23 protein-coding genes are annotated in these 25,343 nt (G+C 70.6%); 11 read left to right on the top strand and 12 right to left on the bottom strand.

Annotated elements, in window-relative coordinates; all coding sequences use genetic code 11:
• Positions 1-68: 68 nt before the first annotated feature.
• The 3 genes from ACIGO6_RS18130 (at position 69) to ACIGO6_RS18120 (ending at position 5,354) form a co-directional block, all read left to right on the top strand.
• Positions 69-1,751 (top strand): LCP family protein, encoded by a 1,683-nt coding sequence (locus tag ACIGO6_RS18130; RefSeq protein ID WP_399876939.1) that lies wholly within the window; start codon positions 69-71, stop codon positions 1,749-1,751.
• Between the two features lie 205 nt (positions 1,752-1,956).
• Positions 1,957-3,669 (top strand): LCP family protein, encoded by a 1,713-nt coding sequence (locus ACIGO6_RS18125; RefSeq protein WP_399876936.1) that lies wholly within the window; start codon positions 1,957-1,959, stop codon positions 3,667-3,669.
• 77 nt (positions 3,670-3,746) lie between these two features.
• Positions 3,747-5,354 (top strand): LCP family protein, encoded by a 1,608-nt coding sequence (locus ACIGO6_RS18120; RefSeq protein WP_399876933.1) that lies wholly within the window; start codon positions 3,747-3,749, stop codon positions 5,352-5,354.
• A 6-nt stretch (positions 5,355-5,360) separates the two neighbouring features.
• Here the strand turns inward: ACIGO6_RS18120 and ACIGO6_RS18115 are convergent, their stop codons facing one another.
• Positions 5,361-6,407 carry a glycosyltransferase family 2 protein gene (locus ACIGO6_RS18115; protein WP_399876931.1) on the bottom strand — a complete coding sequence of 349 codons (1,047 nt, stop codon included), beginning with the start codon at positions 6,405-6,407 and terminating at the stop codon, positions 5,361-5,363.
• A 265-nt stretch (positions 6,408-6,672) separates the two neighbouring features.
• Between ACIGO6_RS18115 and ACIGO6_RS18110 the strand changes: the two genes are divergently transcribed.
• Positions 6,673-8,049, top strand: a complete 1,377-nt coding sequence (locus tag ACIGO6_RS18110; protein WP_399876928.1) for an LCP family protein — start codon at positions 6,673-6,675, stop codon at positions 8,047-8,049.
• Positions 8,050-8,082: 33 nt separating this feature from the next.
• On the opposite strand, the gene ACIGO6_RS18105 is transcribed toward ACIGO6_RS18110, so the two are convergent.
• Positions 8,083-9,375 carry an LCP family protein gene (locus ACIGO6_RS18105; protein ID WP_399876925.1) on the bottom strand — a complete coding sequence of 431 codons (1,293 nt, stop codon included), beginning with the start codon at positions 9,373-9,375 and terminating at the stop codon, positions 8,083-8,085.
• A gap of 120 nt (positions 9,376-9,495) precedes the next feature.
• Between ACIGO6_RS18105 and ACIGO6_RS18100 the strand changes: the two genes are divergently transcribed.
• On the top strand, positions 9,496-10,062 hold the full coding sequence (locus tag ACIGO6_RS18100) for an acyl-CoA thioesterase (RefSeq protein WP_399876924.1): 567 nt from the start codon (positions 9,496-9,498) through the stop codon (positions 10,060-10,062).
• Positions 10,063-10,096: 34 nt separating this feature from the next.
• On the opposite strand, the gene ACIGO6_RS18095 is transcribed toward ACIGO6_RS18100, so the two are convergent.
• Positions 10,097-11,254, bottom strand: a complete 1,158-nt coding sequence (locus tag ACIGO6_RS18095) for an acyl-CoA dehydrogenase (protein WP_399876922.1) — start codon at positions 11,252-11,254, stop codon at positions 10,097-10,099.
• A 192-nt stretch (positions 11,255-11,446) separates the two neighbouring features.
• Here ACIGO6_RS18095 and ACIGO6_RS18090 point away from each other — a divergent pair, with 192 nt between their 5' ends.
• Positions 11,447-12,790, top strand: coding sequence for a UDP-glucose dehydrogenase family protein (locus ACIGO6_RS18090; RefSeq protein ID WP_399876919.1), 1,344 nt, complete (start codon positions 11,447-11,449; stop codon positions 12,788-12,790).
• Positions 12,791-12,928: 138 nt separating this feature from the next.
• Here the strand turns inward: ACIGO6_RS18090 and ACIGO6_RS18085 are convergent, their stop codons facing one another.
• Positions 12,929-13,435 (bottom strand): CGNR zinc finger domain-containing protein, encoded by a 507-nt coding sequence (locus ACIGO6_RS18085; protein ID WP_399876916.1) that lies wholly within the window; start codon positions 13,433-13,435, stop codon positions 12,929-12,931.
• 124 nt (positions 13,436-13,559) lie between these two features.
• On the opposite strand from ACIGO6_RS18085, the gene ACIGO6_RS18080 reads away from it, so the two are divergent.
• Positions 13,560-13,931, top strand: a complete 372-nt coding sequence (locus tag ACIGO6_RS18080; protein ID WP_399876912.1) for a VOC family protein — start codon at positions 13,560-13,562, stop codon at positions 13,929-13,931.
• A gap of 59 nt (positions 13,932-13,990) precedes the next feature.
• Complete coding sequence (locus ACIGO6_RS18075; RefSeq protein ID WP_399876909.1) at positions 13,991-14,383, top strand: VOC family protein; 393 nt, start codon at positions 13,991-13,993, stop codon at positions 14,381-14,383.
• 12 nt (positions 14,384-14,395) lie between these two features.
• Here ACIGO6_RS18075 and ACIGO6_RS18070 read toward each other — a convergent pair whose 3' ends face one another.
• The 3 genes from ACIGO6_RS18070 to ACIGO6_RS18060 are packed head-to-tail and all read right to left on the bottom strand — an operon-like array spanning position 14,396 to position 17,270.
• Positions 14,396-15,574 carry a dipeptidase gene (locus ACIGO6_RS18070; protein WP_399877036.1) on the bottom strand — a complete coding sequence of 393 codons (1,179 nt, stop codon included), beginning with the start codon at positions 15,572-15,574 and terminating at the stop codon, positions 14,396-14,398.
• Positions 15,575-15,579: 5 nt separating this feature from the next.
• The gene (gene purE, locus ACIGO6_RS18065) at positions 15,580-16,122 is read right to left on the bottom strand and encodes a 5-(carboxyamino)imidazole ribonucleotide mutase (RefSeq protein ID WP_399876907.1); all 543 of its coding nucleotides are present in this window, start codon (positions 16,120-16,122) and stop codon (positions 15,580-15,582) included.
• The gene (locus tag ACIGO6_RS18060; protein WP_399876904.1) at positions 16,119-17,270 is read right to left on the bottom strand and encodes a 5-(carboxyamino)imidazole ribonucleotide synthase; all 1,152 of its coding nucleotides are present in this window, start codon (positions 17,268-17,270) and stop codon (positions 16,119-16,121) included. Before ACIGO6_RS18060 ends, purE begins: the two co-directional genes overlap by 4 nt.
• A gap of 178 nt (positions 17,271-17,448) precedes the next feature.
• On the opposite strand from ACIGO6_RS18060, the gene ACIGO6_RS18055 reads away from it, so the two are divergent.
• A complete protein-coding gene (locus ACIGO6_RS18055; protein ID WP_399876901.1) occupies positions 17,449-18,054 on the top strand; it encodes a GtrA family protein in 606 nt (201 codons plus the stop codon).
• Positions 18,055-18,103: 49 nt separating this feature from the next.
• On the opposite strand, the gene draK is transcribed toward ACIGO6_RS18055, so the two are convergent.
• Together draK and ACIGO6_RS18045 are read right to left on the bottom strand one after the other, a co-directional pair.
• Positions 18,104-19,378, bottom strand: a complete 1,275-nt coding sequence (gene draK / locus ACIGO6_RS18050; protein ID WP_399876900.1) for a two-component system sensor histidine kinase DraK — start codon at positions 19,376-19,378, stop codon at positions 18,104-18,106.
• A 107-nt stretch (positions 19,379-19,485) separates the two neighbouring features.
• The gene (locus tag ACIGO6_RS18045; protein ID WP_399876897.1) at positions 19,486-20,163 is read right to left on the bottom strand and encodes a response regulator transcription factor; all 678 of its coding nucleotides are present in this window, start codon (positions 20,161-20,163) and stop codon (positions 19,486-19,488) included.
• A gap of 524 nt (positions 20,164-20,687) precedes the next feature.
• Here ACIGO6_RS18045 and ACIGO6_RS18040 point away from each other — a divergent pair.
• On the top strand, positions 20,688-22,184 hold the full coding sequence (locus ACIGO6_RS18040) for an oligopeptide:H+ symporter (RefSeq protein ID WP_399876895.1): 1,497 nt from the start codon (positions 20,688-20,690) through the stop codon (positions 22,182-22,184).
• 397 nt (positions 22,185-22,581) lie between these two features.
• Here ACIGO6_RS18040 and ACIGO6_RS18035 read toward each other — a convergent pair whose 3' ends face one another.
• Positions 22,582-23,184 carry an ATP-binding protein gene (locus ACIGO6_RS18035; RefSeq protein WP_399876892.1) on the bottom strand — a complete coding sequence of 201 codons (603 nt, stop codon included), beginning with the start codon at positions 23,182-23,184 and terminating at the stop codon, positions 22,582-22,584.
• 196 nt (positions 23,185-23,380) lie between these two features.
• The gene (locus ACIGO6_RS18030; protein WP_399876891.1) at positions 23,381-23,758 is read right to left on the bottom strand and encodes an STAS domain-containing protein; all 378 of its coding nucleotides are present in this window, start codon (positions 23,756-23,758) and stop codon (positions 23,381-23,383) included.
• A 240-nt stretch (positions 23,759-23,998) separates the two neighbouring features.
• Between ACIGO6_RS18030 and ACIGO6_RS18025 the strand changes: the two genes are divergently transcribed.
• Positions 23,999-24,925: an RNA polymerase sigma factor SigF gene (locus tag ACIGO6_RS18025; protein ID WP_399876890.1), complete on the top strand. Its 927-nt coding sequence runs from the start codon at positions 23,999-24,001 to the stop codon at positions 24,923-24,925.
• Between the two features lie 84 nt (positions 24,926-25,009).
• On the opposite strand, the gene ACIGO6_RS18020 is transcribed toward ACIGO6_RS18025, so the two are convergent.
• Positions 25,010-25,342 (bottom strand): hypothetical protein, encoded by a 333-nt coding sequence (locus tag ACIGO6_RS18020; protein ID WP_399876887.1) that lies wholly within the window; start codon positions 25,340-25,342, stop codon positions 25,010-25,012.
• Position 25,343: the final 1 nt, after the last annotated feature.

Here is a 25,343-nt window from a genome sequence, read left to right as displayed (position 1 = left end):
TACGTCCAACTGTGCGAACAGGTCGCGCGCAGGGGCACGTTCGCGGGCCCGAGGGTGGGGAGAAGGACATGACGCAGAGCAGTGTGCACGGGGAGGGCACCCGGCCGGGCGCGGTCCGGCACGCCACGGGCGGGCGGGGCGCCACCGAGGACGGGGACGGTGCGGGCACCAGCGGGCACGGCGGGCCGGGACACGGGGACGGCAGGCGGCCCGGCCGACGGCGTGCCGGACGACGACATCGCGCGCTCCGGTGGTCCGCGACGACCCTCGCCGTCCTGATACTCGGCACGGCCGGCGCCGGATACCTCTACTACCAGCACCTGAGCGACAACATCGAGAAGGGCGAGCGCAACAGCGGCGACTCCAAGGCGCACAAGACCGAGCCGAACGCGGCCGGCCAGACGCCCCTGAACATCCTGCTGATCGGCTCCGACAGCCGTGCCTCCGACGCCAACGTGGCACTGGGCGGCGGCAAGGACACCCGCGACAACCCGCCGCTGGGTGACGTGCAGATGCTGATCCACCTGTCCGCCGACCGCAAGAGCGCCGCCGTGGTGAGCATCCCCCGCGACACCCGCGTCGACATCCCCGCGTGCACGGACCCGAAGTCCGGCGAGAAGTTCCCGGCGACCAACACGATCATCAACGCGTCCCTGGGCCGCGGCGGCGCCGGCTGCACCCTCGCCACCTGGCAGAACCTCACCGGGGTCTACATCGACCACTGGATGACGATCGACTTCGCGGGCGTGGTCTCGATGGCGGACGCCATCGGCGGGGTCGAGGTCTGCGTCAACCAGAACGTGTGGGACCGCCCGCTGCGCGCCGGCGAGAGCGGCGGCTCGGGCCTGAAGCTGACGGCCGGGCCGCACAAGGTGCAGGGCAAGCAGGCGCTCCAGTGGCTGCGCACCCGCCACGCCTGGGGCAGCGACCCGCTGCGGGCCCGCGCCCAGCACATGTACATGAACTCGATGATCCGCACCCTGAAGGACCAGAACGTCTTCACCGACACCGGCCGGCTGATGGACCTGGCCGATGCGGCCACGAAGTCCCTGGCGGTCTCGAACGAGATCGGCACGCCCAAGAAGCTGTACGACCTCGGGATGCAGCTGAAGACGGTGCCGACGGACCGCATCACCATGACGACGCTGCCCACCGTCCAGGACCACCAGGACAGGAACCACCTGCTCCCGGACGGCGACGACGCGGAGAAGATGTGGGCGATGCTCCGCGACGACGTGCCCTTCGACAACAAGGGCGACAAGGGGGCGAAGGGCACCGGCAAGGACGCCGCCACCGGAGAGAAGACCGCCGACAAGCCCTCCGACGACCCCGCCCCCGACTCCGAGATCGGCGTCCTCGTACAGAACGCCACCCGCTCCACCACGCTCGGACCGGTCCCCGGCCGTGCGGGCACGGTGGCCCAGGCGCTGGCGGAGAAGGGCTTCGGACAGGCGGCGAAGGACACCTCGGCGGCACTCTCCGAGGACAGGACCGTGGTCCGCTATCCGAGCGCCGACCTGGCCGGCGACGCCCGGCGGGTCGCCGACGTCCTGGGGATCCCGGCGAGCGCGGTGCAGAAGTCGACGGACGTGTCCGGCGTCACGCTCGTCGTGGGAGCGGACTGGCGCTCGGGAACGTCCTATCCGAAACAGAAGACGCCCGATGCCGGAGACCTGCCGGACAACAGCGACGCCCTCAACGGCTCGGACACCAGCAAGTGCATGGACGTGTACAAGCCCTACCGATGGTAGGGCTTCATGAATATAGGAGGGATTGCCCTGTTGTAGGGGCGCCGAATTTGTCACCGCTGTAGTTCGGCGCTGAACTGGGCGGATAGTGTGAGCGCTCCGGTGCCCCGCCGCGAGGTCCGCCCTGGCGTGTTGCACATGTTGACCCTTTATCGTGCACCTTCCGGCAGAAGGTGCCGCGTGGCCCCCGACGGAGGATTGGGAGACCGTGGACGCGCAAGGACGTGGGCGGGCAGACAATGTCGATCCCGCAGACCAGTGGGTACTGAATCCGCGCACCGGCGAATACGAACTGCGACTGTCCCCTTCCGCACCGCAGCCGTCCGTTCCGCGCCCCCGCAGATCCGCCCCCCGCTCCCCCGCGGCCGACGCCGGCACCGCCGCGCCCGGCCGCGAGGTCCCGCCCCAGCGGCGCCGCCGTACGGCACCGGAGGAGCCGGCCCCGGGGCGGCGCGGACGCCGGCCGGCGAAGAAGAAGTCGAAGGGCAAGAAGGCCCTGCTGTGGACCGGCGGCACCACGGCGTTCGTCGTGCTCGTGGCCGGCGTCGGCGGTTACGTCTACCTGAAGCATCTCGAGGGCAATGTCGCGACGACGGACGTCGGCAACGCCGGCGCCAGCAGCTTCAGCAAGGACGAGGCCTTCAACATCCTCGTCATCGGCACCGACAAGCGCACCGGTGCGGGCAACGAGGGCTACGGCGACAAGGGCAGCGCCGGCCACGCCGACACCACGATCCTGCTGCACGTGGCCAAGGACCGCTCCAACGCCACCGCGCTCAGCATCCCCCGTGACCTGATCGTCGACATCCCCGACTGCCCGACGAAGCAGGCGGACGGAACGGAGACGGTCGTCCCCGGGGAGCAGGACGTCCGCTTCAACACGAGCCTCGGCGAGAGCGGCCGGGACGCCGGCTGCACCATGCGCACGGTGAAGGAGGCGACCGGCATCCAGCCGGACCACTTCATGATGGCCGACTTCAACGCGGTCAAGACGCTGACCACCGCCGTCGACGGCGTCGAGGTCTGCGTGGAACACGCCGTCGACGACGAGAAGTCCCATCTCAAGCTCCCCGCGGGCAAGTCCATGGTCGAGGGCGAGCAGGCCCTCGCCTTCGTCCGTACCCGGCACGCGTTCGGCAACGAGGGCGACCTGGACCGCATCAAGGTGCAACAGCAGTTCCTCGGCTCGCTGATGCGGAAGATGTCCTCCAGCGACACCCTCACCAGCCCCACCAAGCTGGTGAAGCTTGCCGAGGCCGCCACCAAGGCACTGACCGTGGACAGCGCCATCGGCAACGTGGGCACACTCAAGGACATCGCCCTGGAACTGAAGAAGGTGCCGACGAAGAACATCACGTTCACGACGGTGCCGGTTATAGACAACCCCGCCGAGAAGGTCAAGGCGACGGTGGTCGTGAACGAGGCGAAGGCTCCGCAGGTCTTCGACATGATCCGGAACGACATATCGTTCACGGAGGTCAAGCAGCAGGAGAAGAAGGAGGTCGCAGCCGTCGCGGCCCGCCTCAAGGGCGAGAAGTCCGCCCCCTCCGAGGTCCGCGTCCGCATCCTCAACGGCGGCGCCCCGGCCGGCAGCGCCCAGCAGGAGCTGCAGTACCTCCAGACCGAGGCCGGTGTCACCAAGTCCGAGAACGCGGGCAACGCACCCGCGGACGTGGCGAAGACGACCCTGGAGTACGCCCCCGACCAGGCCGCCCAGGCCCGCGCCCTCGCCGAGATCCTCGGCCTCTCCGGCGCCGCCATGAAGCCCGGCGAGAGCGTCACCAACGCCCAGGGCCTGCCCACCATGACCCTCACCCTCGGCAAGGACTTCAAGGGAGCCGGAGTCAAGCTCAACGCCTCCGTCAAGAAGCCGGACCTGGACAACGAGTCCACGGCCGACCAGCAGTTGTGCGCCAGTTGACCTGACGGGTCTGTCGTACGTCTCACAGAGCGGCGAAGGGCCCGCGCGGGGGCGCGGGGTGGGGGAGGGACGCGGAAGTGACACAAAGCAGTGTGCAGCGGGAGGACACGCGGCCCGGCGCATCGGACGCCGCCGAGCGGGGCGGGGCGACCGACGAGGACGCCGAGGCCGGCAGACGCCGGACGCGCAGAGGACACCGTGCGCTGCGCTGGACCGCGGCGACGCTCGCCGTGCTCCTGGCCGGCGCGGCCGGTGCCGGGTACCTCTACTACCAGCACCTGAACGACAACCTCAAGAAGGACGTCCTGAACCTGGGCGACCACAAGGTCGCCGCCCCGACGCCGAACGCGGCCGGGCAGACCCCGCTGAACATCCTCGTCATCGGATCGGACGCCCGCGACAGCGAGGAGAACCAGCAACTCGGCGGCGCCCGCGAGACGTTCGGCTCCACGCCGCTGGCGGACGTGCAGATGCTGGTGCACCTGTCCGCCGACCGCAGCAACATGTCGGTCGTCAGCATGCCGCGCGACACCCTCGTACAGATCCCCAAGTGCACCGACCCGGACGACGGGAAGGTCTACCCGGCGAGCGAGGGCCGGGTGATGACCAACCAGAGCCTCGGACACGGCGGCCCCGGCTGCACGGTGGCCACCTGGCAGGAGCTCACCGGCATCCACATCGACCACTTCCTGATGGTCGACTTCGCGGGCGTGGTGTCGATGGCGGACGCCGTCGGCGGCGTCCCGGTCTGTGTGGACGCCAACATCCACTCACGCGACGGCGCGGGCCACGGCTCCGGTCTGAAGCTGGAGAAGGGCACGCACCCGGTCCAGGGCGAGCAGGCCCTGCAGTGGCTGCGCACCCGCTACGGCTTCGAGGACGGCAGCGACCTGGCCCGCGCCAAGGCGCAGCACATGTACCTGAACTCGATGGTCCGGACGCTGCGCGAGAACTCGACCCTGAGCAGCCCGAACAAGCTGCGCAGGCTCGCCGAGGAGGCCACCGGGGCGCTCACGGTCGACCCGGGCCTCGACACCGTCAAGAAGCTGTACGACCTCAGCACCGAGCTGCGCAAGGTGAAGCCGGAGCGCATCACCATGACCACGATGCCCAACCGGTACGTGGGCGCGCGCGTGGAGCCGACCGAGGACGCGCAGCAGCTCTTCCGGCTGGTGCGCGAGGACATCGCGCTGGACGGCAAGGACGCGAAGAAGAAGACCGACGGGACGGCGGGCGAGGAGACGGCGAAGGTCTCCGACGACCCGGCCGCCGACGACGACGAGATCGCGGTCCAGGTACGCAACGGCACCCGCACCGACCGCCTGGCCGCCGCCCGCGGACGTGCCAACACGGTCGCCGGGCTGCTGGTGGAGCAGGGCTTCGCCAAGGCGGTCGCCGACCCCTCGGTACTGCCGAGCGAGGACCGTACGGTCGTCCGCTACCCGAGCGCCGACCTGGAGGGCGACGCGCAGCGCATCGCCAAGGCCCTGGGTGTCCCGGCGAGTTCGGTGCAGCGCTCGACGGACGTCTCGGGTGTCACGCTCGTCGTGGGCGCCGACTGGCGCGAGGGTACGGCGTACAAGGCGCCCGCGTCCGACGACAGCACCCCGGAGTCGGCCGAGGCACTCAACGGCGCGGACGACGAGGCCTGCATGCACGTGAACCCGGCGTTCACCTGGTCCTGAGCGGCGTCACCGGGTCCCGGCGGCGTCCGCGTCCGGCTGGACCGCCGGGCGCCGCGAGGCGATGACCCGCTTCGCCAGCGACCGCGGGCTGGTCAGGAAGCCGTAGCCCCAGGACATGTGCATGGTCGCCAGCGCCACCGGGATCTGCGCCCGCGCCTTCAGCCCCAGCCCCTTGCCCGCCGGGAGCGACCCGGCGACGATCGCCGCGAGGTAGCCGCCGGGGACGACGAAGCCCCACGGGGTCAGCGCCGCGCCCACCACGACGCCGGCGGCTATGGCGCACACCGCGGTCGGCGGGGCCAGATAGCGCAGGTTGATGGAGCCGGAGTGGTAGCGGGCGACGACGTGCCGCCAGCGGCCGTAGTCCTTGTACTGCTTGGCCAGCGCCCGCACGCTCGGCCGGGGCCGGTAGGACACCTTCAGCTCCGGCGAGAACCAGATCAGGCCGCCGGCCTCGCGGATGCGGAAGTTCAGCTCCCAGTCCTGGGCGCGGATGAACTCCTCGTTGTACCCGCCCTGCTGCTCCAGCGCCTCGCGGCGGAACACGCCGAGGTAGACGGTCTCGGCGGGCGCCGCCTGGCCTCCCGTGTGGAAGGCCGCGTTGCCCACGCCGATCTTCGACGTCATCGCGGCGGCGACGGCGTCCTCCCAGGCGTTCTCGCCCTCGGCGTGCATGATGCCGCCGACGTTCTGCGCGCCGGTCTCCTCCAGCAGCCGTACGGCCGTGGCGATGTAGTTCGGCGACAGCATGCCGTGGCCGTCGACGCGGACGACGACCGGATGGCGGGAGGCCTTGATCGCGGCGTTCAGCGCGGCGGGCGTACGGCCGGTGGGGTTCGGCACGGTGTGCACGCGCGGATCCTCGGCGACGAGTTCGGCAGCGATCTCTTCCGTACGGTCCGAGGAGGGACCGACGGCGATCACGACCTCCATCTCGCCTGCGTACTCCTGGGCGAGGATGGCGCGGACGGCGCCGCGCAGGTGCCGCTCCTCGTTGAGGACGGGCATGATCACGGAAACGGCGGGCAGCCGCACGTCGGACTTGGCGTTCATCGGTGCTCACGTTACCGCGAACGGGGGACACGGTCGCGCGCCGCGGGGGTGACAGCTCCGGGCAGCAGATCGTATGGGCCTACGGTGCTCACGGATCCCACGTCCGGCCTCGGGTTCGTCCCGCAGGGCCCGTCCTCGCGGAGGTGCCACCTTGCCCACGCCGCCCCGCTCCCCCCGGGTCCCGGCCCCCACCCCCCGGGGCGGCCCCCGGGCCTCCCACCGCCCGCAGAAACCCCCCGTACGGAGGAAGAAGCCGCGGCGGGCCATGCGGGTGGTGACCGCGCTGTCGGTGGTCGTGCTCGCCTCCGCCGGGATCGGTCACGCGGTGCTCGCCGGCCTGGACGCGGACATCGCGCGGGTCGACGCCTTCAAGGACATGAAGAACCGGCCCCGGGCCGGGGACGGCATGAACGTGCTGCTGGTCGGCACCGACGGCCGCGACCGGATCAGCGAGGAGGAGCGGAGGAAGTACCGGCTCGGCGGCGCCCCCTGCCACTGCACCGACACGATCATGATCGTGCACATCTCGGAGGACCGGGAGCGCGCCAGCGTCGTCAGCCTGCCCCGCGACTCGTACGCCGAGACGCCGGGCCACACCGACGCGACGACCGGCGAACACCACGAGGGGCACCCCCTCAAGCTGAACGCGGCCTACGCCGAGGGCGGACCGCAGCTGACCATCCGCACCGTGGAGAACATGACCCACGTGAAGATCGACCACTACCTGGAGGTCGACTTCACCAGCTTCATGAAGACGGTGGACGTGCTCGGCGGCGTGCAGATCTGCACCGTCCAGCACCTCAAGGACAGCTACACGGGGCTCGACCTGGCGCCCGGCACCCACAGGCTGATGGGCGGGCAGGCGCTGCAGTACGTCCGCGCCCGCCACCTCGACGGGGCCTCCGACCTGAGCCGGATGCAGCGGCAGCAGCGCTTCCTGGCCGCCCTGATCGACCGGGCGACCTCCTCGGGGCTGCTGCTGAACCCGCTCAAGTTCCGCGACGTCACCCACGCGGTGCTCGGCTCGGTACGGGCCGACAAGGGCTTCGGCACCGACGAACTGCTGGCCCTCGGACGGGCGATGCGCACCTTCTCGCCGTCCTCCTCCGAGTTCACGACCGTGCCGATCGGGCAGATGGGCTACGCCGTGAAAGGGGTCGGCTCGACCCTGAAGTGGGACCCCGCCAAGTCCGAGCGGCTCTTCGCCGCCCTGCGCGAGGACAAGCCGCTGACCGCGCACAAACCGCGGCCGAAGGGACCGGCCCCGGCGCGCGTCCCGGTGGACCCGGCGCAGATCCGCGTCCAGGTCGAGAACGGCACGCACACCGCCGGGCTCGGCAAGCGGGTGGACGACGCCCTGGCGGCCACCGGGTTCCGCACCACCCGGACACCGAGGAACGCCACCGACCGGGCCGTCGGGCGGACCGTCGTCGCCTACGACCCGCACTGGGACCGTTCGGCGAAATCCCTGGCCGCCGCGCTGCCCGGCAGCGAGCTGCGGCCGGTCGAGGGCCAGGGCGCGACACTGAAGGTGATCGCGGGGGCCGACTTCAAGGAGGTCGTGAAGGTGAAGCCGGCCGACCCGCCGCAGGAGTCGGGCACGGTGGTGCGCGGCGACGAGGTGGTGTGCGGGGACCGGTGACCAGCCGGGGTCTGCTGCGGCCCCCTGGGCCCCTCAGTCGCCGGAGACGGTGACCTTCTCGTCGTTCTTCAGCTGGTCGACCAGCGTCTTCACCTTCTCGGTGTCCCACTTCAGATTGCCGCCGACGGTGCCCGAGACCGGCATGTTCATCGACGTGCCGTCGCCGCCGCTGACGCTCTTCATCGCCCAGAACATGCTCGCCAGGTCGAACAGGCCCATGTCCTTGTCGACGACGAGGGAGTCCAGGCCGGCGCCCATGGTCGGGTACAGCGTGAACGGGTTGAGGACCGTCGACGGGGTGGCCACCTGGTTCGCCAGCGCCGACAGGAACTTCTGCTGGTTCTTCGTCCGGTCCAGGTCGGAACCGGCCAGCGCGTACCGGGTGCGGACGAAGGCCAGGGCCTCCTCGCCGTTCAGGGTCTGCTTGCCCTTCTTGAGGTCGGCGCCGGACTTGGTGTCCTTGATGTCCTGCGGGATGTCCATCTCGACGCCGCCGACCGCGTCCACGATGTTGGCGAAGCCGGCGAAGCCGATCTCGACGTAGTGGTCGATGTGCAGCCCGGTGTTGTGCTCGACGGTGCGGACCAGCAGCTCGGGCCCGTCCTCCGCGTAGGCGGCGTTCAGCTTCACCTGCCGGCCGGTGCCCGGGTACTTCTTACCGGACTCGGAGCCGACGAAGCTCGGGATCTCCACGTTGGAGTCGCGGGGCAGCGAGACCAGCGTCGACCCGTTGTCCCCGGTGTGCAGGATCATCATCGAGTCGGTGCGCTTGCCCTCGGCGGAGCCGGTGTGCAGGTCCTTCTTCTGCTCGTCGGTCATGCCCTCGCGGCTGTCGGAGCCGACGATCAGGTAGTTCGTGCCCTCGCCCGCCTCCGGCCGCTCGATGACCTTGGACAGGTCGACCTCGCGGTTGAGCTTGGAGTCGGCCCAGAAGTAGGTGCCGACGGTGGTCACGACCAGCGCGGTCACCACCGTGATCGCGGTCCACTTGATGCGGCGCCGCCAGTCCGGCGCGGGCCGCCCCGGACGCGGGCCCTGGCCCGGGCCCGCGGGGCCACGGCCGCCGGGGGTGCCGTAGACCTGGCCGGTGTTGTAGCCGCTGTCGTATCCGTCCTGACCGCCGTGGCCCTGGCCGTCGACGTAGGACGGCTGCTGCGGCACCCCGCTGCTGTACGGCGGGGCCGACGGGCCCGGGCCGGGCGGCGGCGTCGCGCCGCGGCGGACCTGCCGCATCACGCGTGCGCTCTCGGGCCGTGCGCTCGAGCTGCCGCGTCCGTATCCGCCGCCGCGGTTGTCGCCGGACCATCCCTCGGGCCAATCATTCATGCGCACCAGTGTGCAGGTCCGCACTGCGGGCCATACAAGGGTCGTCGGAAAATAGGGTCGGCGCTGTTGCGAAGCTGACACAAAAATACTCGTACGTCGCCCCGGCATAAGGTAGAGGCCATGACAGACCAGGCAGAACAGGCCTCGGCCGCACACTCGGCGACACCGGAGATCCCGGGCAAGCCGACCTCGGCCTCCCGCACCACCCTCAGCCACATCATGACCCACAGCGACACCAACCTGCTGGGCACGGTGCACGGCGGCGTGATCATGAAGCTCGTCGACGACGCCGCGGGCGCCGTGGCCGGACGGCACTCCGGCGGCCCCGCCGTCACCGCGTCCATGGACGAGATGGCGTTCCTCGAACCGGTCCGCGTCGGCGACCTCGTCCATGTGAAGGCCCAGGTCAACTGGACCGGCCGCAGCTCCATGGAGGTCGGCGTAAGAGTCATGGCCGAGCGCTGGAACGAGTCCACGCCCGCCACCCAGGTCGGTTCGGCCTACCTGGTCTTCGCCGCGGTGGACGCGGACGGCAAGCCACGCACGGTCCCGCCGGTCCTCCCGGAGACCGAGAAGGACAAACGCCGCTACCAGGAGGCCCAGATCCGCCGCACCCACCGCCTGGCCCGCCGCCGCGCGATCATGGACCTGCGGGAGCGACGGGCGGCGGAGGGGTACGAGGACTGAGCCCTCCCGGACTCCCCCGGCGCGCGGGTGCCGGTTACGGCAGGTTGCGCGCCATGACGATGCGCTGGACCTGGTTGGTGCCCTCGTAGATCTGCGTGATCTTCGCGTCGCGCATCATGCGCTCCACCGGGTAGTCCCGGGTGTAGCCGTAGCCGCCGAGGAGCTGGACCGCGTCCGTGGTGACCTCCATCGCGACGTCCGAGGCGAAGCACTTGGCGGCGGCGCCCTGGAAGGTGAGGTCGCTGTCGCCGCGCTCGGACTTGGCGGCGGCGGCGTACGTCAGCTGGCGGGCGGCCTCGATCTTCATGGCCATGTCGGCGAGCATGAACTGGATGCCCTGGAAGTCGGCGATCGGCTTGCCGAACTGCTTGCGCTCCCTGACGTAGCCCTTGGCGTAGTCGAGGGCGCCCTGGGCGATGCCGAGGGCCTGGGCGGCGATGGTGATGCGGGTGTGGTCCAGCGTCTTCATCGCGGTGGCGAAGCCGGTGCCCTCCTCGCCGATCATGCGGTCGGCGGGGATGCGGACGTTGTCCAGGTAGACCTCGCGGGTGGGCGAGCCCTTGATGCCGAGCTTCTTCTCCGGGGCGCCGAAGGAGACGCCCTCGTCGGACTTCTCGACGACGAAGGCGGAGATGCCCTTGGAGCGCTTGGTCGGGTCGGTGACGGCCATCACCGTGTAGTACTCCGACTCGCCGGCGTTGGTGATCCAGCGCTTCACGCCGTTGAGGATCCAGAAGTCGCCGTCGCGGACGGCCTTGGTCTTCATGCCGGCCGCGTCGGAGCCCGCGTCGGGCTCGGAGAGGCAGTAGGAGAACATGCCGTCGCCCTTGGCGAGCGGGGTCATGTACTTCTTCTTCAGCTCCTCGGAGCCGGAGAGGATCACCGGGAGCGAGCCGAGCTTGTTCACGGCGGGAATGAGGGAGGAGCTGGCGCAGACGCGGGCGACCTCCTCGATGACGATCACCGTGGCGAGCGCGTCGGCGCCCGCGCCGCCGTACTCCTCGGGGACGTGCACCGCGTGCAGGTCGTTCGCGGTCAGGGCGTCGAGGGCCTCCTGCGGGAAGCGGGCCTCCTCGTCCACCGCGGCGGCGTACGGCGCGATCTTCGCCTCGGCCAGGGAGCGGACGGCGTCCCGGAGCATGTCGTGCTCCTCGGACGGGCGGTACAGGTCGAAGTCAGCCGATCCGGCCAAGGTCTCTCACGCTCCAAAACGCTGTGATGCTGGGCACGCTAACTACCGTTAAGTAACCCAAATTTTAGAGCCCCTCCGGGTTCGTGGGTAGGTGAGCTTGGCGACAGCCGCCCGCGGGCCGTCCCGACCGGCCGCGGCACCGCCCCCGATATGCTCGGGCGCGCACCTCCGCCGTACATCTCTGGAGTACCCATGGCCCTCAAGATCACCGTGATCGGCACCGGCTACCTCGGCGCGACCCATGCGGCGGCCATGGCCGAGCTCGGTTTCGAGGTGCTGGGTCTGGACGTCGTCCCCGAGAAGATCGAGATGCTCCAGCGGGGCGAGGTCCCCATGTACGAGCCGGGGCTGGAGGAGCTGCTGCGCCGGCACGTCGCCGGGATCGAGGGCGCCAGCGGGCGGCTGCGCTTCACCACCGACTTCGCCGAGGTCGCGGCCTTCGGCGACGTGCACTTCCTGTGCGTGAACACACCGCAGAAGCACGGCGAGTACGCCTGTGACATGTCGTACGTCGACTCCGCGCTGGCCTCGCTGGCGCCGCACCTGACGGGGCCCGCGCTCGTCGTCGGCAAGTCGACCGTGCCCGTGGGCTCCGCCGACCGGCTCGCCGCCTACCTCGCCGCGCACGCGCCGGCCGGCGAGGACGCGGAGCTGGCCTGGAACCCGGAGTTCCTGCGCGAGGGCTTCGCCGTCCAGGACACGCTGCACCCCGACCGGATCGTGGTCGGCGTGCGCAGTGAGCGGGCCGAGAAGCTGCTGCGCGAGGTGTACGCGACGCCGGTGGAGGAGGGCTCGCCGTTCGTCGTCACGGACTTCCCGACGGCCGAGCTGGTGAAGACCGCCGCGAACTCCTTCCTCGCCACCAAGATCTCCTTCATCAACGCGATGGCGGAGGTCTGCGAGGCCGCGGGCGGCGACGTCGCCAAGCTGGCCGAGGCGATCGGGTACGACGACCGGATCGGGAAGAAGTTCCTGCGGGCCGGGATCGGGTTCGGCGGCGGCTGTCTGCCGAAGGACATCCGGGCGTTCATGGCGCGCGCCGGTGAGCTGGGCGCCGACCAGGCGCTGACCTTCCTGCGCGAGATCGACTCGATCAACATGCGCCAGCGGGGTCAGATGGTGGAGCTGACCCGGCAGGCGCTGGGCGGCGGCCCCTTCCTGGGCAAGCGGGTCGCGGTGCTCGGCGCCACGTTCAAGCCCGACTCGGACGACGTACGGGACTCGCCCGCGCTGAACGTCGCCGGGCAGGTCCACCTCCAGGGCGCGCAGGTGACGGTGTACGACCCCAAGGGCATGGACAACGCCCGCCGCCTGTTCCCGACCCTCGGCTACGCCGACTCCGCGCTGGAGGCGGTGCGGGGCGCCGACGTCGTCCTGCACCTGACGGAGTGGCGGGAGTTCCGCGAGCTGGACCCGCAGGCGCTGGGCGAGGTCGTGTCGGCCAAGGTCGTCCTGGACGGCCGCAACGCCCTGGACCCCGAGGTGTGGCGGAAGGCCGGCTGGACGTACCGGGCGATGGGGCGCCCGACGGCATAGCCGTAGGGGGACGAACGGGTGACGCCGGTTCGGCCGAGGCTCAGTCGGCCGAACCGGCGTCCGTCGCATTGTGCACCACGGGGCGGCCCGCCGGCCGGTGAATCCCCCTGTGGATCACACGTCTGACCACACGTCCGATCACACACCTTTGGCCCGGTACCGGCGCATCTTGGCGCGGGCCCCGCACACCTGCATGGAGCACCAGCGGCCGCGTCCGGCCGGGCTGCGGTCGTAGTACGCCCAGTGGCAGTCGGCGGCCTCGCAGGCCTTCAGCCGGGTCCAGGTGCCCGCGAGCAGCGCCTCGGCGACGGCGGCGGCGACGCGGGCGGCCAGGGAGCCCTCCCCCGCCGGGGCGAGGGCGGCTGAGCCGTCGGCCCGGTCGACGGTGACCACCAGCGGGGCCTCGGCCAGCAGCTCGCCCAGCGGGGTGACCGCGCGGTGCGGCGGGTGGCCGGCGTGGGCGAGCAGGGTCGCGCGCAGGGACTCGCGCAGTGCACGCGCCCCGGGTACGCCGTCCTCCGTCAGGCCGAAACACGCCCGGTTCTCCGGCGTGTCCAGCGAGTCGGCGCCCGTCTCGATGTCCAACGTGTTCACCAGGGTCCGGATCAGCTCCAGACCATCCGGCGCCGGCCATCTCTCACTCATGCTTGCGACGTTACCGCCAATGGGGGAGCATGGAGTAACCGTTACCAGTTACCCGCATATTGCCGGTAACCGATGCAGGCAACCGCAGTGGGTAACACAGACCGCGGACTTCAAGGAGGAAGTCATGGCTGTCGCCGAACTGGGCGTCGTCGTCCTGGACTGTCCCGACCCTCACGCGCTGGCGCGTTTCTACGCCGACGTGCTCGGCGGCACCGTCGAGGACAAGAGCGACGACCAGTACGAGTGGGTCGACCTGAAGCTGCCCGGCGGGCAGACGCTGGCCTTCCAGGGCTCCCCTGGCTACGTACCCCCGAAGTGGCCCGGACCCGACGGGGCGCAGCAGTTCCACCTCGACCTCGACGTGAAGGACCTGGACGCGGCGGAGAAGGCCGTACTGGAACTGGGTGCGAAGCCGCTGGACACGGAGGACCGCGCCCGCTCCTTCCGGGTTTACGCCGACCCGGCCGGGCACCCGTTCTGCCTCTGCGCCTGCTGAGCGCCGAGCCGCCGACACCGCCGACACCGCCGACACCGCCGACAGCAGGAGGAGCCTTCATGGCACCCGCGGTACGTTTCCGTTCCGTCGTCGTCGACTGCCCCGAGCCCCGCGAGCTGGCGCGTTTCTACGCGCAGGTCGGGGGCGGCACGCCCGAGGAGCAGGACCCCGACTGGGTGGTGCTCCAGGTGCCCGGCGGGCCGCGGCTCGCCTTCCAGCGGGCGCCGGGGCTCACCCCGCCGGAGTGGCCGCGCTCCGACCGCAACGCGCAGCAGTTCCACCTGGACTTCGACGGCGGGTCGACCTGGGCTGAGATGGACGCGGCGCACGAGAAGGTGCTCGCGCTGGGCGCCCGCCCCCTGGACCTGGAGGACCGGGAGAAGAAGGACTTCATGGTGTACGCCGATCCGGCAGGGCATCCGTTCTGCCTCTGCCGGATCGAGCACACCTGACGAGGAGACGGCTCAGCCGTCCAGGTCCGCCAAGCTCGCGTGGGACGGCCCCCGCGTCGCCTGGAGCCCGCGGGCCACGTCCTCGGCGGCGCCCAGGACCCGGACCGCGTTCTTCCAGGTCAGCTTGGCGAGGTCGGCCTGGGACCAGCCGCGGTCGAGCAGCTCGGCGATCAGGTGCGGATAGCCGGAGACGTCGCCGAGGCCGTCGGGCGTGAAGGCCGTGCCGTCGTAGTCGCCGCCGATGCCGAGGTGGTCGATGCCGGCGACCTCGCGCATGTGGTCGAGGTGGTCGGCGACCGTGGACACCGTGGCGACGGGGCGCGGGGTGCGCTCCTCGAAGGCGCGGTGGACCTTCATCGCCTCGGGGCTGGTGTCCAGGTGGTGGAAGCCGTGCGCGCGCATGTTCTCATCGGCCTCGGCCGTCCAGTCCACGGCGGCCTGGAGCACGAACTTCGGCACGAACGTCACCATCGCCATGCCGCCGTTGGCGGGCAGCCGCTCCAGTACGTCGTCCGGGATGTTGCGCGGGTGGTCGCAGACGGCCCGGGAGGAGGAGTGCGAGAAGATCACCGGCGCGGTGGAGGTGTCCAGCGCGTCACGCATCGTCGTCGCCGCCACGTGCGAGAGGTCGACCAGCATGCCCTCCCGGTTCATCTCCCGCACGACCTCGCGGCCGAACGCCGACAGACCGCCGACGGCCGGCTCGTCGGTCGCCGAGTCCGCCCACGCCACGTTGTCGTTGTGGGTGAGCGTCAGGTAGCGCACGCCGAGCGCGTACAGCGCGCGGAGGGTGGCGAGGGAGTTGTCGATGGAGTGGCCGCCCTCGGCGCCCATCAGCGACGCGATCCGCCCCTCGGCGCGCGCGACCTCCATGTCGGCGGCGGTCAGCGCGGCCCGCAGGTCCCCGGGGTGGCGGTCGATCAGCCGCCGCACGCAGTCGATCTGCTCCAGCGTCGCCGTCACCGCGCCGGGCAGGTCCGAGCGGACGTACACCGACCAGTACTGCGCGCCGACCCCACCCGAGCGCAGCCGGGCGAGGTCGGTGTGCAGGTGGGCGGACTGGTCGGCGGCGATGTCCCGGGCGTCGAGGTCGTAGCGGACCTGCTCGCGCAGCGCCCAGGGCAGGTCGTTGTGGCCGTCGACGACGGGGAACTCGCGCAGCAGCTCCCGGGCCCGCTCCAGGGACGTCATCCGGCTCACTTCCCGAAGCCGAAGCCGGCCGCCGAGCCCGCGACCTTGTTGCGCAGCCGCTTGCCCTTCTCGGTGGCCTGGTCGTTCAGCTCCTGCTGGAACTCGCGCATCCGTCCCTGCAGCTCCTCGTCGTGCGCGGCGAGCATCCGGGCGGCCAGCAGACCGGCGTTGCGCGCTCCGCCGACCGAGACGGTGGCGACCGGCACGCCGGCCGGCATCTGCACGATGGACAGGAGGCTGTCCATGCCGTCCAGGTACTTCAGCGGCACCGGCACACCGATGACCGGCAGCGGGGTGACGGAGGCGAGCATGCCGGGCAGGTGGGCGGCGCCCCCCGCTCCGGCGACGATCGCCTTCAGTCCACGTCCGGCGGCCTGCTCGCCGTACGCGATCATCTCGTGCGGCATGCGGTGCGCGGAGACGACGTCGACCTCGTAGGGGATCTCGAACTCGTCGAGTGCCTTGGCGGCGGCCTCCATGACGGGCCAGTCGGAGTCCGACCCCATGACGATGCCTACGACCGGGCTCTCCGGGCTGGCCTGGCTCATTCGGTGATCGTCCCTCTCAGGTAGCCGGCAGCGTGACGGGCGCGCTCCAGCACGTCGTCCAGGTCGTCGCCGTAGGTGTTGACGTGGCCGACCTTGCGGCCGGGCTTCACGTCCTTGCCGTACATGTGGATCTTCAGCTGCGGGTCGCGGGCCATGCAGTGCAGGTACGCGGAGTACATGTCCGGGTAGTCGCCGCCGAGGACGTTGACCATGACCGTCCACTCGGCGCGCGGGCGCGGGTCGCCGAGGGGGAGGTCGAGGACCGCGCGGACGTGGTTGGCGAACTGCGAGGTGATCGCGCCGTCCATCGTCCAGTGGCCGGAGTTGTGCGGGCGCATCGCCAGTTCGTTGACGAGGATGCGGCCGTCGCGGGTCTGGAACAGCTCGACGGCGAGGTGGCCCACGACGTCCAGTTCCTTGGCGATGCTGAGCGCCATCTCCTCGGCCTGGAGCGCCAGCGCCCGGTCGAGGTCGGGGGCGGGTGCGATCACCGTGTCGCAGACGCCCTTCACCTGCTGCGACTCGACGACGGGGTACGCCACCGCCTGGCCGTGCGGGGAGCGGACGACGTTGGCGGCGAGCTCGCGGACGAAGTCGACCTTCTCCTCCGCGAGCACGGGCACACCGGCGCGGAACGGCTCGGCGGCCTCCTCGACGGAGTCCACCACCCACACGCCCTTGCCGTCGTAGCCCCCGCGGACCGTCTTGAGCACGACGGGGAAACCGTCGCCCTCGGTGGCGCCCTCCGCGGCGAACGCGGCCACGTCGGCCGGATCGCTCACGATCCGGTGGCGCGGGCAGGGCACGCCGATCGAGTCGAGCTTCGCGCGCATCACGCCCTTGTCCTGGGCGTGCACGAGCGCGTCGGGCCCCGGGCGCACGGGGATACCGTCCGCCTCCAGGGCACGAAGGTGCTCGGTGGGTACATGTTCGTGATCGAAAGTGATCACATCGCAGCCCCTCGCGAACGCGCGCAGCGTGTCCAGGTCGCGGTAGTCGCCGATGACGACATCGCTGACGACCTGCGCCGCGGAATCCTGAGGGGTGTCACTGAGGAGCTTGAACCTGATGCCCAGCGGGATGCCCGACTCGTGTGTCATACGAGCGAGCTGGCCACCGCCGACCATGCCGACTACCGGGAACGTCACACCCCTAGCGTATCGGCCGCGCGGCGCCCACCTGTTTACCGGCCGTTTCCCCGGCCGCCCCGCCGCCCGTTCCCGCCGCCCTTCCCGTCGTCCGGCAACCGTCCGCAGGAAGATCGCGCGTCCGGGTGGTTAGCATGAACGGATTGACGCCAACCGATGGACGGGGGCCTGTACGACCATGGGACATGGTTCCTCGGGTGCTCATACGGCTCCCCCGACGCCCCCTGCGCGCCCTGCGCCCCGTGGCACGGTGCGGGAGCGGATCGACCGGCTGGTCCGTGAGGTCGTGAAGTTCGGCGCGGTGGGCGGCGCGGGGGTTCTGGTCAACCTCCTCGTGTTCAACCTGGTGCGGCACACGACCGACCTCCAGGTGGTGCGGGCCAGCATCGTCGCGACCGTCGTCGCGATCGTCTTCAACTACCTGGGCTTCCGGTACTTCACCTACCGCGACCGCGACAAGAGCCGCCGGACGCGTGAGATGTCGCTGTTCCTGCTGTTCAGCGCGGTCGGGCTGGTGATCGAGAACGGCGTGCTGTACACGGCGACGTACGGTTTCGGCTGGGACAGCCCGCTGCAGAGCAACATCTTCAAGTTCCTCGGCATCGGCATCGGCACGCTGTTCCGCTTCTGGTCGTACCGCTCCTGGGTCTTCCGCACCCTGCCGGCCCGCGAGCCGGTGACACGGGCGGAGAACCTCCCGGAGCGCGAACCGGAGCCCGAGCAGCCGACCGAGCAGCCGACGGCGGTACGCACCAGGGACGGCGCCCCCGCGGGCCACCGCTGAACCGGCGCGCACGCCCGGCCGAACCGGTACGCACGCCCGTCGAGGGCGGCTAGCGCACCGTCTCCCCCGAGTCCCCGGACGACTTCTTCGGCGGCTGCGTACGGGACAGGAACAGGCCGAACACCGGGGGGCGGCCCTGGAGGAGCTCCAGCCGGCCGCCGTCCGCCTCGGCCAGGTCGCGGGCGACGGCGAGGCCGATGCCCGTCGAGTTCCGTCCGCTGATCGCCCGCTCGAAGATCCGCGCCCCCAGGTCGCCCGGGACGCCGGGGCCCTCGTCGGTGACCTCGACCACAGCCTGGTTGCCGGTCACCCGGGTCCGCAGGGCCACCGTGCCGCCGCCGTGCATCAGGGAGTTCTCGATCAGCGCGGCCAGCACCTGGGCCACCGCCCCCGGGGTGCCCACGGCCGTCAGATGCCGCTTGCCGGAGCTGACGATCGCCCGGCCCTCGCTGCGGTAGGCGGGGCGCCACTCGTCGATCTGCTGCTGGATGACGTCGTCCAGCTCGAAGGTGACGGCGGAGCCGTTGCGGGGGTCGCGGGAGTTGGTCAGCAGCCGGTCCACGACGTCCGTCAGCCGCTCCACCTGCGACAGCGCGATCGTCGCCTCCTCCTTCACCGTCTCCGGGTCGTCGGTGAGGGTGATCTCCTCCAGCCGCATGGACAGCGCGGTCAGCGGCGTACGCAGCTGGTGGGAGGCGTCGGCGGCCAGACGGCGCTCGGCGGTGAGCATCCGGGCGATGCGCTCGGCCGAGGAGTCCAGCACGTCCGCGACGCGGTCCAGCTCGGGGACGCCGTACCGCTTGTGGCGGGGGCGCGGGTCGCCGGAGCCGAGGCGTTCGGCGGTCTCGGCGAGGTCGGTGAGCGGGGAGGCGAGGCGGTTGGCCTGCCGGATCGCCAGCAGCACCGCGGCGATCACCGCGAGCAGCGCGACCAGGCCGATGATCAGCAGGGTCCGGCCGACCTCGCGGGTCACCGAGGAGCTGGGCTCCTCGACGAGGACCGTCTCGCCCTCCTCGCCGGTGGCCCTGCCCCGGATGACCTCGCCGGACGGCCTGCTGCCGACCTCGATGACCGGCTGACCGGGGATGCGGATCACGGCGTACCGGGCGTCCCGGACCTGCTCCCGCAGGAACCTCGCGTCGACGGACCCGGCACCGAGCAGCCGGCTGTCCACGATGCTGGCCAGGCGCACCGCCTCCAGGTCGACGCGCTCCTGGGCGGTGCTGCTGATCGTGCGGGTCTCGACGATCACGAGGGAGACGCCGAAGACGGCGATCACGACGAGCACCACGGCGAGCGTGGACTGGATCAGTCGACGGCGCATGTCCTCTTACCGCTCTTGCCCGGGCAGGCCCTGCGGGCGCTCAGTTCTTCTCGGAGCTCAGATTCTTCTCGGAGCTCAGTTCTCTCGGAGCTCAGTTCTCTCGGAGCTCAGTTCTTTTCGAAGCGGAAGCCCACGCCGCGCACGGTGGCGATGTAGCGGGGGTTCGCCGCGTCGTCCCCCAGCTTCTTGCGCAGCCAGGAGATGTGCATGTCGAGGGTCTTGGTCGAGGACCACCAGGTGGTGTCCCAGACCTCGCGCATCAGCTGGTCCCGGGTGACGACCCGCCCGGCGTCGCGCACCAGCACCCGCAGCAGGTCGAACTCCTTGGCGGTGAGCTGGAGCTCCTCGTCGCCCATCCAGGCGCGGTGCGACTCGACGTCGATGCGCACGCCGTGCGTGGCGGGCGGCTGCTGGGGCTCGGCGGCACCGCGCCGCAGCAGGGCCCGGACCCTGGCGAGCAGCTCGGCGAGGCGGAAGGGCTTGGTGACGTAGTCGTCGGCACCCGCGTCCAGACCGACGACGGTGTCCACCTCGTCGGCGCGCGCGGTCAGGATGAGGATCGGCACGGCGTGGCCCTCGGACCGCAGCCTGCGGGCGACCTCCAGCCCGTCCATGCCGGGCAGCCCGAGGTCCAGGACGACCAGGTCCATACTGCCCTGCAGCCCGGCGTCAAGTGCCGTGGGTCCGTCCTCACGCACCTCGACCTCGTACCCTTCCCGGCGCAGGGCGCGGGCCAGCGGCTCCGAGATGGACGCGTCGTCCTCGGCGAGCAGTACACGGGTCATGAGCTGATGGTAGTCCGCTTGGAGCAGCGCCCGGGGTGAGATCACCCCGAGGACCTCTTACCCTCGGACAAGCCGGACACCCGCGCATGAGCCGCCCTGTCGACCCCCGGTGCGGGCCTGCGGCTGTGGGGTGCCATCCTGTAATGGACCTTCGAAAGATCGTTCGCGGTTCCATTATTACCTGTGATCCGTGTCTCAAGTCCTTCCATACCGGGCGGTGTCCTGCCGTATGGTGAATCAGCGCCTGTAGCACCCCGGGGACCTTTGGCGACAGTTCGACGCTGAAGGTCTCTTTTGTGTGCGGGTCGGCCCCTGGCCGGCCTTGAAAGGAATGACCTGTGGCCGGGCCTCACCGCGTGCCGTGGCGCGCGGAGGCGTGGATCCCGGTGGCCGCCGCCCACCGCTTCGTGATCCGGAGCGGATTCCCTCAGGCGTGGGACGGGCGGGGAAGGCCGCCGGTGCCGGCCGCCCCCCACCGGGCGCGCATCGCCTCATGAGCGCGTCCCGACCAGCAAGGATCGACCATGGCGTCCAGCCTGACGAAGGACTCGGTCACTCCGGGCACCCCCGGATCCGAGAAGACCTTCTTCGGCCACCCCCGCGGACTGGCCACTCTCTTCATGACCGAGATGTGGGAGCGGTTCTCCTACTACGGCATGAGGGCTCTGCTCCCGCTGTACCTGGTGGCCCCCGGTGGCCTCGGCATGAACGCCGGCACCGCGACCGCGATCTACTCGGTGTACCTCTCCCTGGTGTACCTGCTCACGATGCCGGGCGGCTGGTTCGGCGACCGCGTCTGGGGCCCCCGCAAGACCGTCGCCGTCGCCGGCGGTGTGATCATGCTCGGCCACCTGACGCTGGCGCTGCCGTCCTCCGGCACGTTCTTCGCGGGACTCGGCCTGGTCGCCATCGGCTCGGGTCTGCTGAAGGCCAACATCTCGACGATGGTCGGCCAGCTGTACAACGGTCCCGACGACCCGCGCCGCGACGGTGGCTTCACCGTCTTCTACATGGGCATCAACCTCGGTGCCTTCGCGGCGCCGCTGATCATCGGCACCATCGGTGAGAACGTCAACTGGCACCTGGGCTTCGCGCTCGCCGCGGTCGGCATGGGTCTGGGCGTGATCCAGTTCCTGATCGGCAGCCGCCACCTGGCTCCGCACTCCAGTGTCGTCCCGAAGCCGCTGTCGGTGGAGGAGAAGACCTCCACGCTGCGCAAGGCCGCGTTCTGGGCCGCGCTCGCCGTCGTCTTCTACGCGATCGTCGGCTTCTCCGGCGTCTACACCCTGAACTGGATCCTGGTCCCGCTGACGCTGCTCGGCGTGATCATCCCGGTGCTGGTGCTGACCCGCATCAAGCGCGACAAGTCGCTGGACCGCGCCGAGCAGTCCAAGATGTCGGCGTACATCTGGTTCTTCGTCGCCGCGGCCGTCTTCTGGATGATCTACGACCAGGGCGGCTCGACCCTGGCGATCTTCGCGGACTCCTCGACCAACACCAGCGTCCTGGGCTGGGACTTCCCGGTCTCCTGGTTCCAGTCGGTGAACCCGGTCATCATCATGGCCCTGGCCCCGGTCTTCGCCACGGTGTGGCTGGCGCTCGCCCGCCGCGGCAAGGAGCCGAGCACGATCGTGAAGTTCTCGTTCGGCCTGGTGCTGGTCGGCGCGTCCTTCTTCCTCTTCCTGGCCCCGCTGGCCATCGCGGACGGCGGTCACAAGGCGGCCGCACTGTGGCTGGTGGCGATCTACTTCGTGCAGACCTGCGGTGAGCTGATGCTCTCCCCGGTCGGCCTGTCGGTCACCACGAAGATGGCGCCCGTGAAGTACGCCTCGCAGATGATGGGCGTCTGGTTCCTGGCCGTCACCGCCGGTGACGCCACGACCGGCCTGCTCTCCATCGCCGGCGTCGACCTCAACAAGACGGGCATCGTGGCCGCGGAGGCCGCGCTCGCCGTCCTCGCCGGTGTCGCGATCTGGATGTACCGCAAGCGCGTCAAGGAACTCATGGGCGACGTCCGCTGAGGCCTACCGGCCGGGCCTTGCCTGGGAAGGGCCACCGCATCCGCGTGGATGGGGTGGCCCTTCGGGCGTTTCCGGGCCGCTGAGAGCGCGGACGGGCGTGGGCGGGAGCGCACGGCAGGCGTGGGGGCGAGGGGTCACGAGGCGCGGCTGGGGGCCAGGGCCACAGGACGCCGTGAGGGCGAGGGACACACAGGACGCCGCCGGGGGCGAGGAGACAGGGTGCCGCTGGGAGGGCACAGGACGCGACCGGGGCCAGGGAAGCAGGACACCGCCGGGGGCCACGGGGCCACAGGACTCGACCGGGGCCAGGGTCGCAGGACACCGCCGGGGGCGAGGAGACAGGACGCGCGGCCTGGATGCAGAGGGCGCGGAGGAGAGACGCGCCGCAGGCCTACGCCTACGCCGGTGCTCCCAGCTCCGCCCACACCCTCTTGCCCGCGACCCCGGGCGTACGGACCACGCCCCAGTCCAGGCACAGCCGCTGCACGATGAACATGCCGTGGCCGCCGGGACGCCCCGCGCGATGCGGGGTGCGCGGCGCCGGCTGCCCCGTGCCGCGGTCGGAGACCTCCAGCCGGATCACCTTCTTCTCACAGGTGATCCGCAGCTCGTCCGGCCCCTCGGCATGCAGACACGCGTTGGTGACCAGCTCGGACACGACGAGCAGGACGTCCTCGGCGGCGGCGCGCTGGTCCGCGGTGGCGGAGGGCAGCCAGCCCCAGGCGTACAGCGCCTGACGGGTGAAGTCGCGCGCGAGCGGCACGACGCCGCTCTGGTCGTCGAAGCTCAGCCTGCGAACCTGCCGCCCACCGCCACCCCCGGGCACGGGCATGGACACGGAAGAGGACGGGGACGCGGGCGCACCGATCACGGCGGCCTGCCCCGCGGACACGTCCTCCTCGGACTCCCCGGTCCCGGGCACGCCCCCCTCGGACACCCCGGAAGCGCCACTGGGCTCCGGACCGCGGTCGCCCGGCGGGTAGGGCCGGGTGGTGCTCATCAGCGCTTCACCTCACCGATTCACCAGTTCACGTTTCAAAGTCGTACACAGTCAGTTCAGGCACAGTAAGTCCAGGGTGTCTCCTGCCCGACCGGGCCGTCCGAACACCCCTGTATTCGCCACGAAACTCAGATCGGGGCGAACACCCCAGCCCCGGAGGACGCACGAGACCCGCCGACGGCCGGAAAGGAACAGCTCAGTCGGACGCGTCGGACAGGGCGGCCGCAAGCGTGTCATGGAGGGTGAAGACCGCTTCGGCCCCCGTGATCTCGAACACGCGGGCCACCACGGGCTGCATGGCCACCAGGTGTACACCGCCCCCCGCGGCCTCCGCCTTCAACCGCGCGCCGAGCAGGACGTTGAGTCCCGTGGAGTCGCAGAACTCCAGACGCGAGCAGTCGACGACGAGCCGGTTGAATCCCTTGGCGAGACAGTCCTCCAGCGGCTCGCGCAACAGATCGGCGGTGTGGTGATCCAACTCACCCGCCGGTGTCACGACGGCACTGGGGCCCTCTTCCCGTACTTCCACCAGAAGCCGGCCCGACTGGGCACTGCCGACCGTCCCGCGGTCCATGCCGTTTCTCTCTCCCGAGGTCGTGACTGCCTGCTGACGCCCTCGAACACTACGCCTTCCCACCTCAGTCCGACAGCCGAACAACCGCACACAAACGGACATACCAACACACAACACACTTGCGGTGGCCTCGGTAAACCCGGTAGGGCTAGTAGGAACACGTAACCGACACGGCCGGCTTTGGAGGCGCCGCACACCGCAGTGCACGTAATTGGCTTCGGCAGCCGTATGCCGAGAACGATGGAGGACATCATGTCACCCCGGCTCGACGGATCGCGTACCCAAGAAGCGACGTCGACACTCCCTCCGGAACATCTGGATCCCATCGAGCATCACGACGCGGTCGTCGACCACGACGACGCACTCGCCGGGCTTCCGGACATCCCCGCGTACGACGAGGTTGCTCCGGCGGACGCCAGGGCCCTGTCCAAGACCCTCTTCGAGCGGCTGGAGTCGCTGGAGGAAGGCACGCACGAGTACGCGTACGTACGCAACACGCTCGTCGAGCTCAACCTCGCGCTGGTCAAGTTCGCCGCCTCCCGCTTCCGCTCGCGCAGCGAGCCGATGGAGGACATCATCCAGGTCGGCACGATCGGCCTGATCAAGGCGATCGACCGCTTCGAGCTGTCGCGCGGTGTGGAATTCCCCACGTTCGCGATGCCGACCATCATCGGCGAGATCAAGCGCTTCTTCCGCGACACCTCGTGGTCCGTGCGCGTCCCGCGCCGCCTCCAGGAGCTGCGGCTCGACCTGGCCAAGGCCGGCGACGAGCTGGCCCAGCGGCTGGACCGCGCCCCGACGGTGAGCGAACTGGCCGAGCACCTCGGTCTGTCCCGGGACGAGGTCGTCGAGGGCATGGCGGCGTCCAACGCCTACACCGCCTCCTCGCTGGACGCCCAGCCGGAGGAGGACGACGCCGAGGGCGCGCTCGCCGACCGCATCGGCTACGAGGACCACGGGCTCGAGGGCATCGAGTACGTCGAGTCGCTGAAGCCGCTGATCGCCGAACTGCCCGCCCGGGACCGGAAGATCCTCTCCCTGCGTTTCGTCGCCGGCATGACCCAGTCGGAGATCGGCGAGGAGCTGGGGATCTCCCAGATGCACGTCTCACGTCTGCTGTCGCGGACCCTCGTACGGCTGCGCAAGGGGCTCACGGTCGAGGAGTAGTCCTCAGGCCCTGACCGGGTGTCGCTTGCCCTCCAGGGGGGCGGTCCGAAGCCGGGCCGCCCCCCTTCGGGCTGCCGCCGCCCCTCAGACGGAGTTGGCGAACAGCGCGGCCGTCGGCAGGAACGGCACCAGGACGCACAGCAGCCAGAACGAGCGCGGGGCGAGGGCGGTCCTGCGCCGCAGGGGTTCATTGGCCAGCCACCAGATGAGCCCGAACAACGCGACCACCGGTACGACGATCACCAGCCAGAGCGCCATGCCGTCGTTCTCCGTCGGGTTGCGCATGGTCCAACCGAGCTCGGCCAGCGGCCAGTTCACCAGCAGGTACCACACGAGCCAGATCGGCACCACGGCCGGAACGCCGAGCAGCAGGTTCACCAGGAACGGCGCGCCCCATGCCCACCAGTGCCTCGCCATC

Source organism: Streptomyces sp. NPDC053750 (assembly GCF_044544295.1).
Classification (GTDB): domain Bacteria; phylum Actinomycetota; class Actinomycetes; order Streptomycetales; family Streptomycetaceae; genus Streptomyces.
Note: the sequence above shows the minus strand (reverse complement) of the source record. Positions and strands in the feature narration are given on the sequence as shown.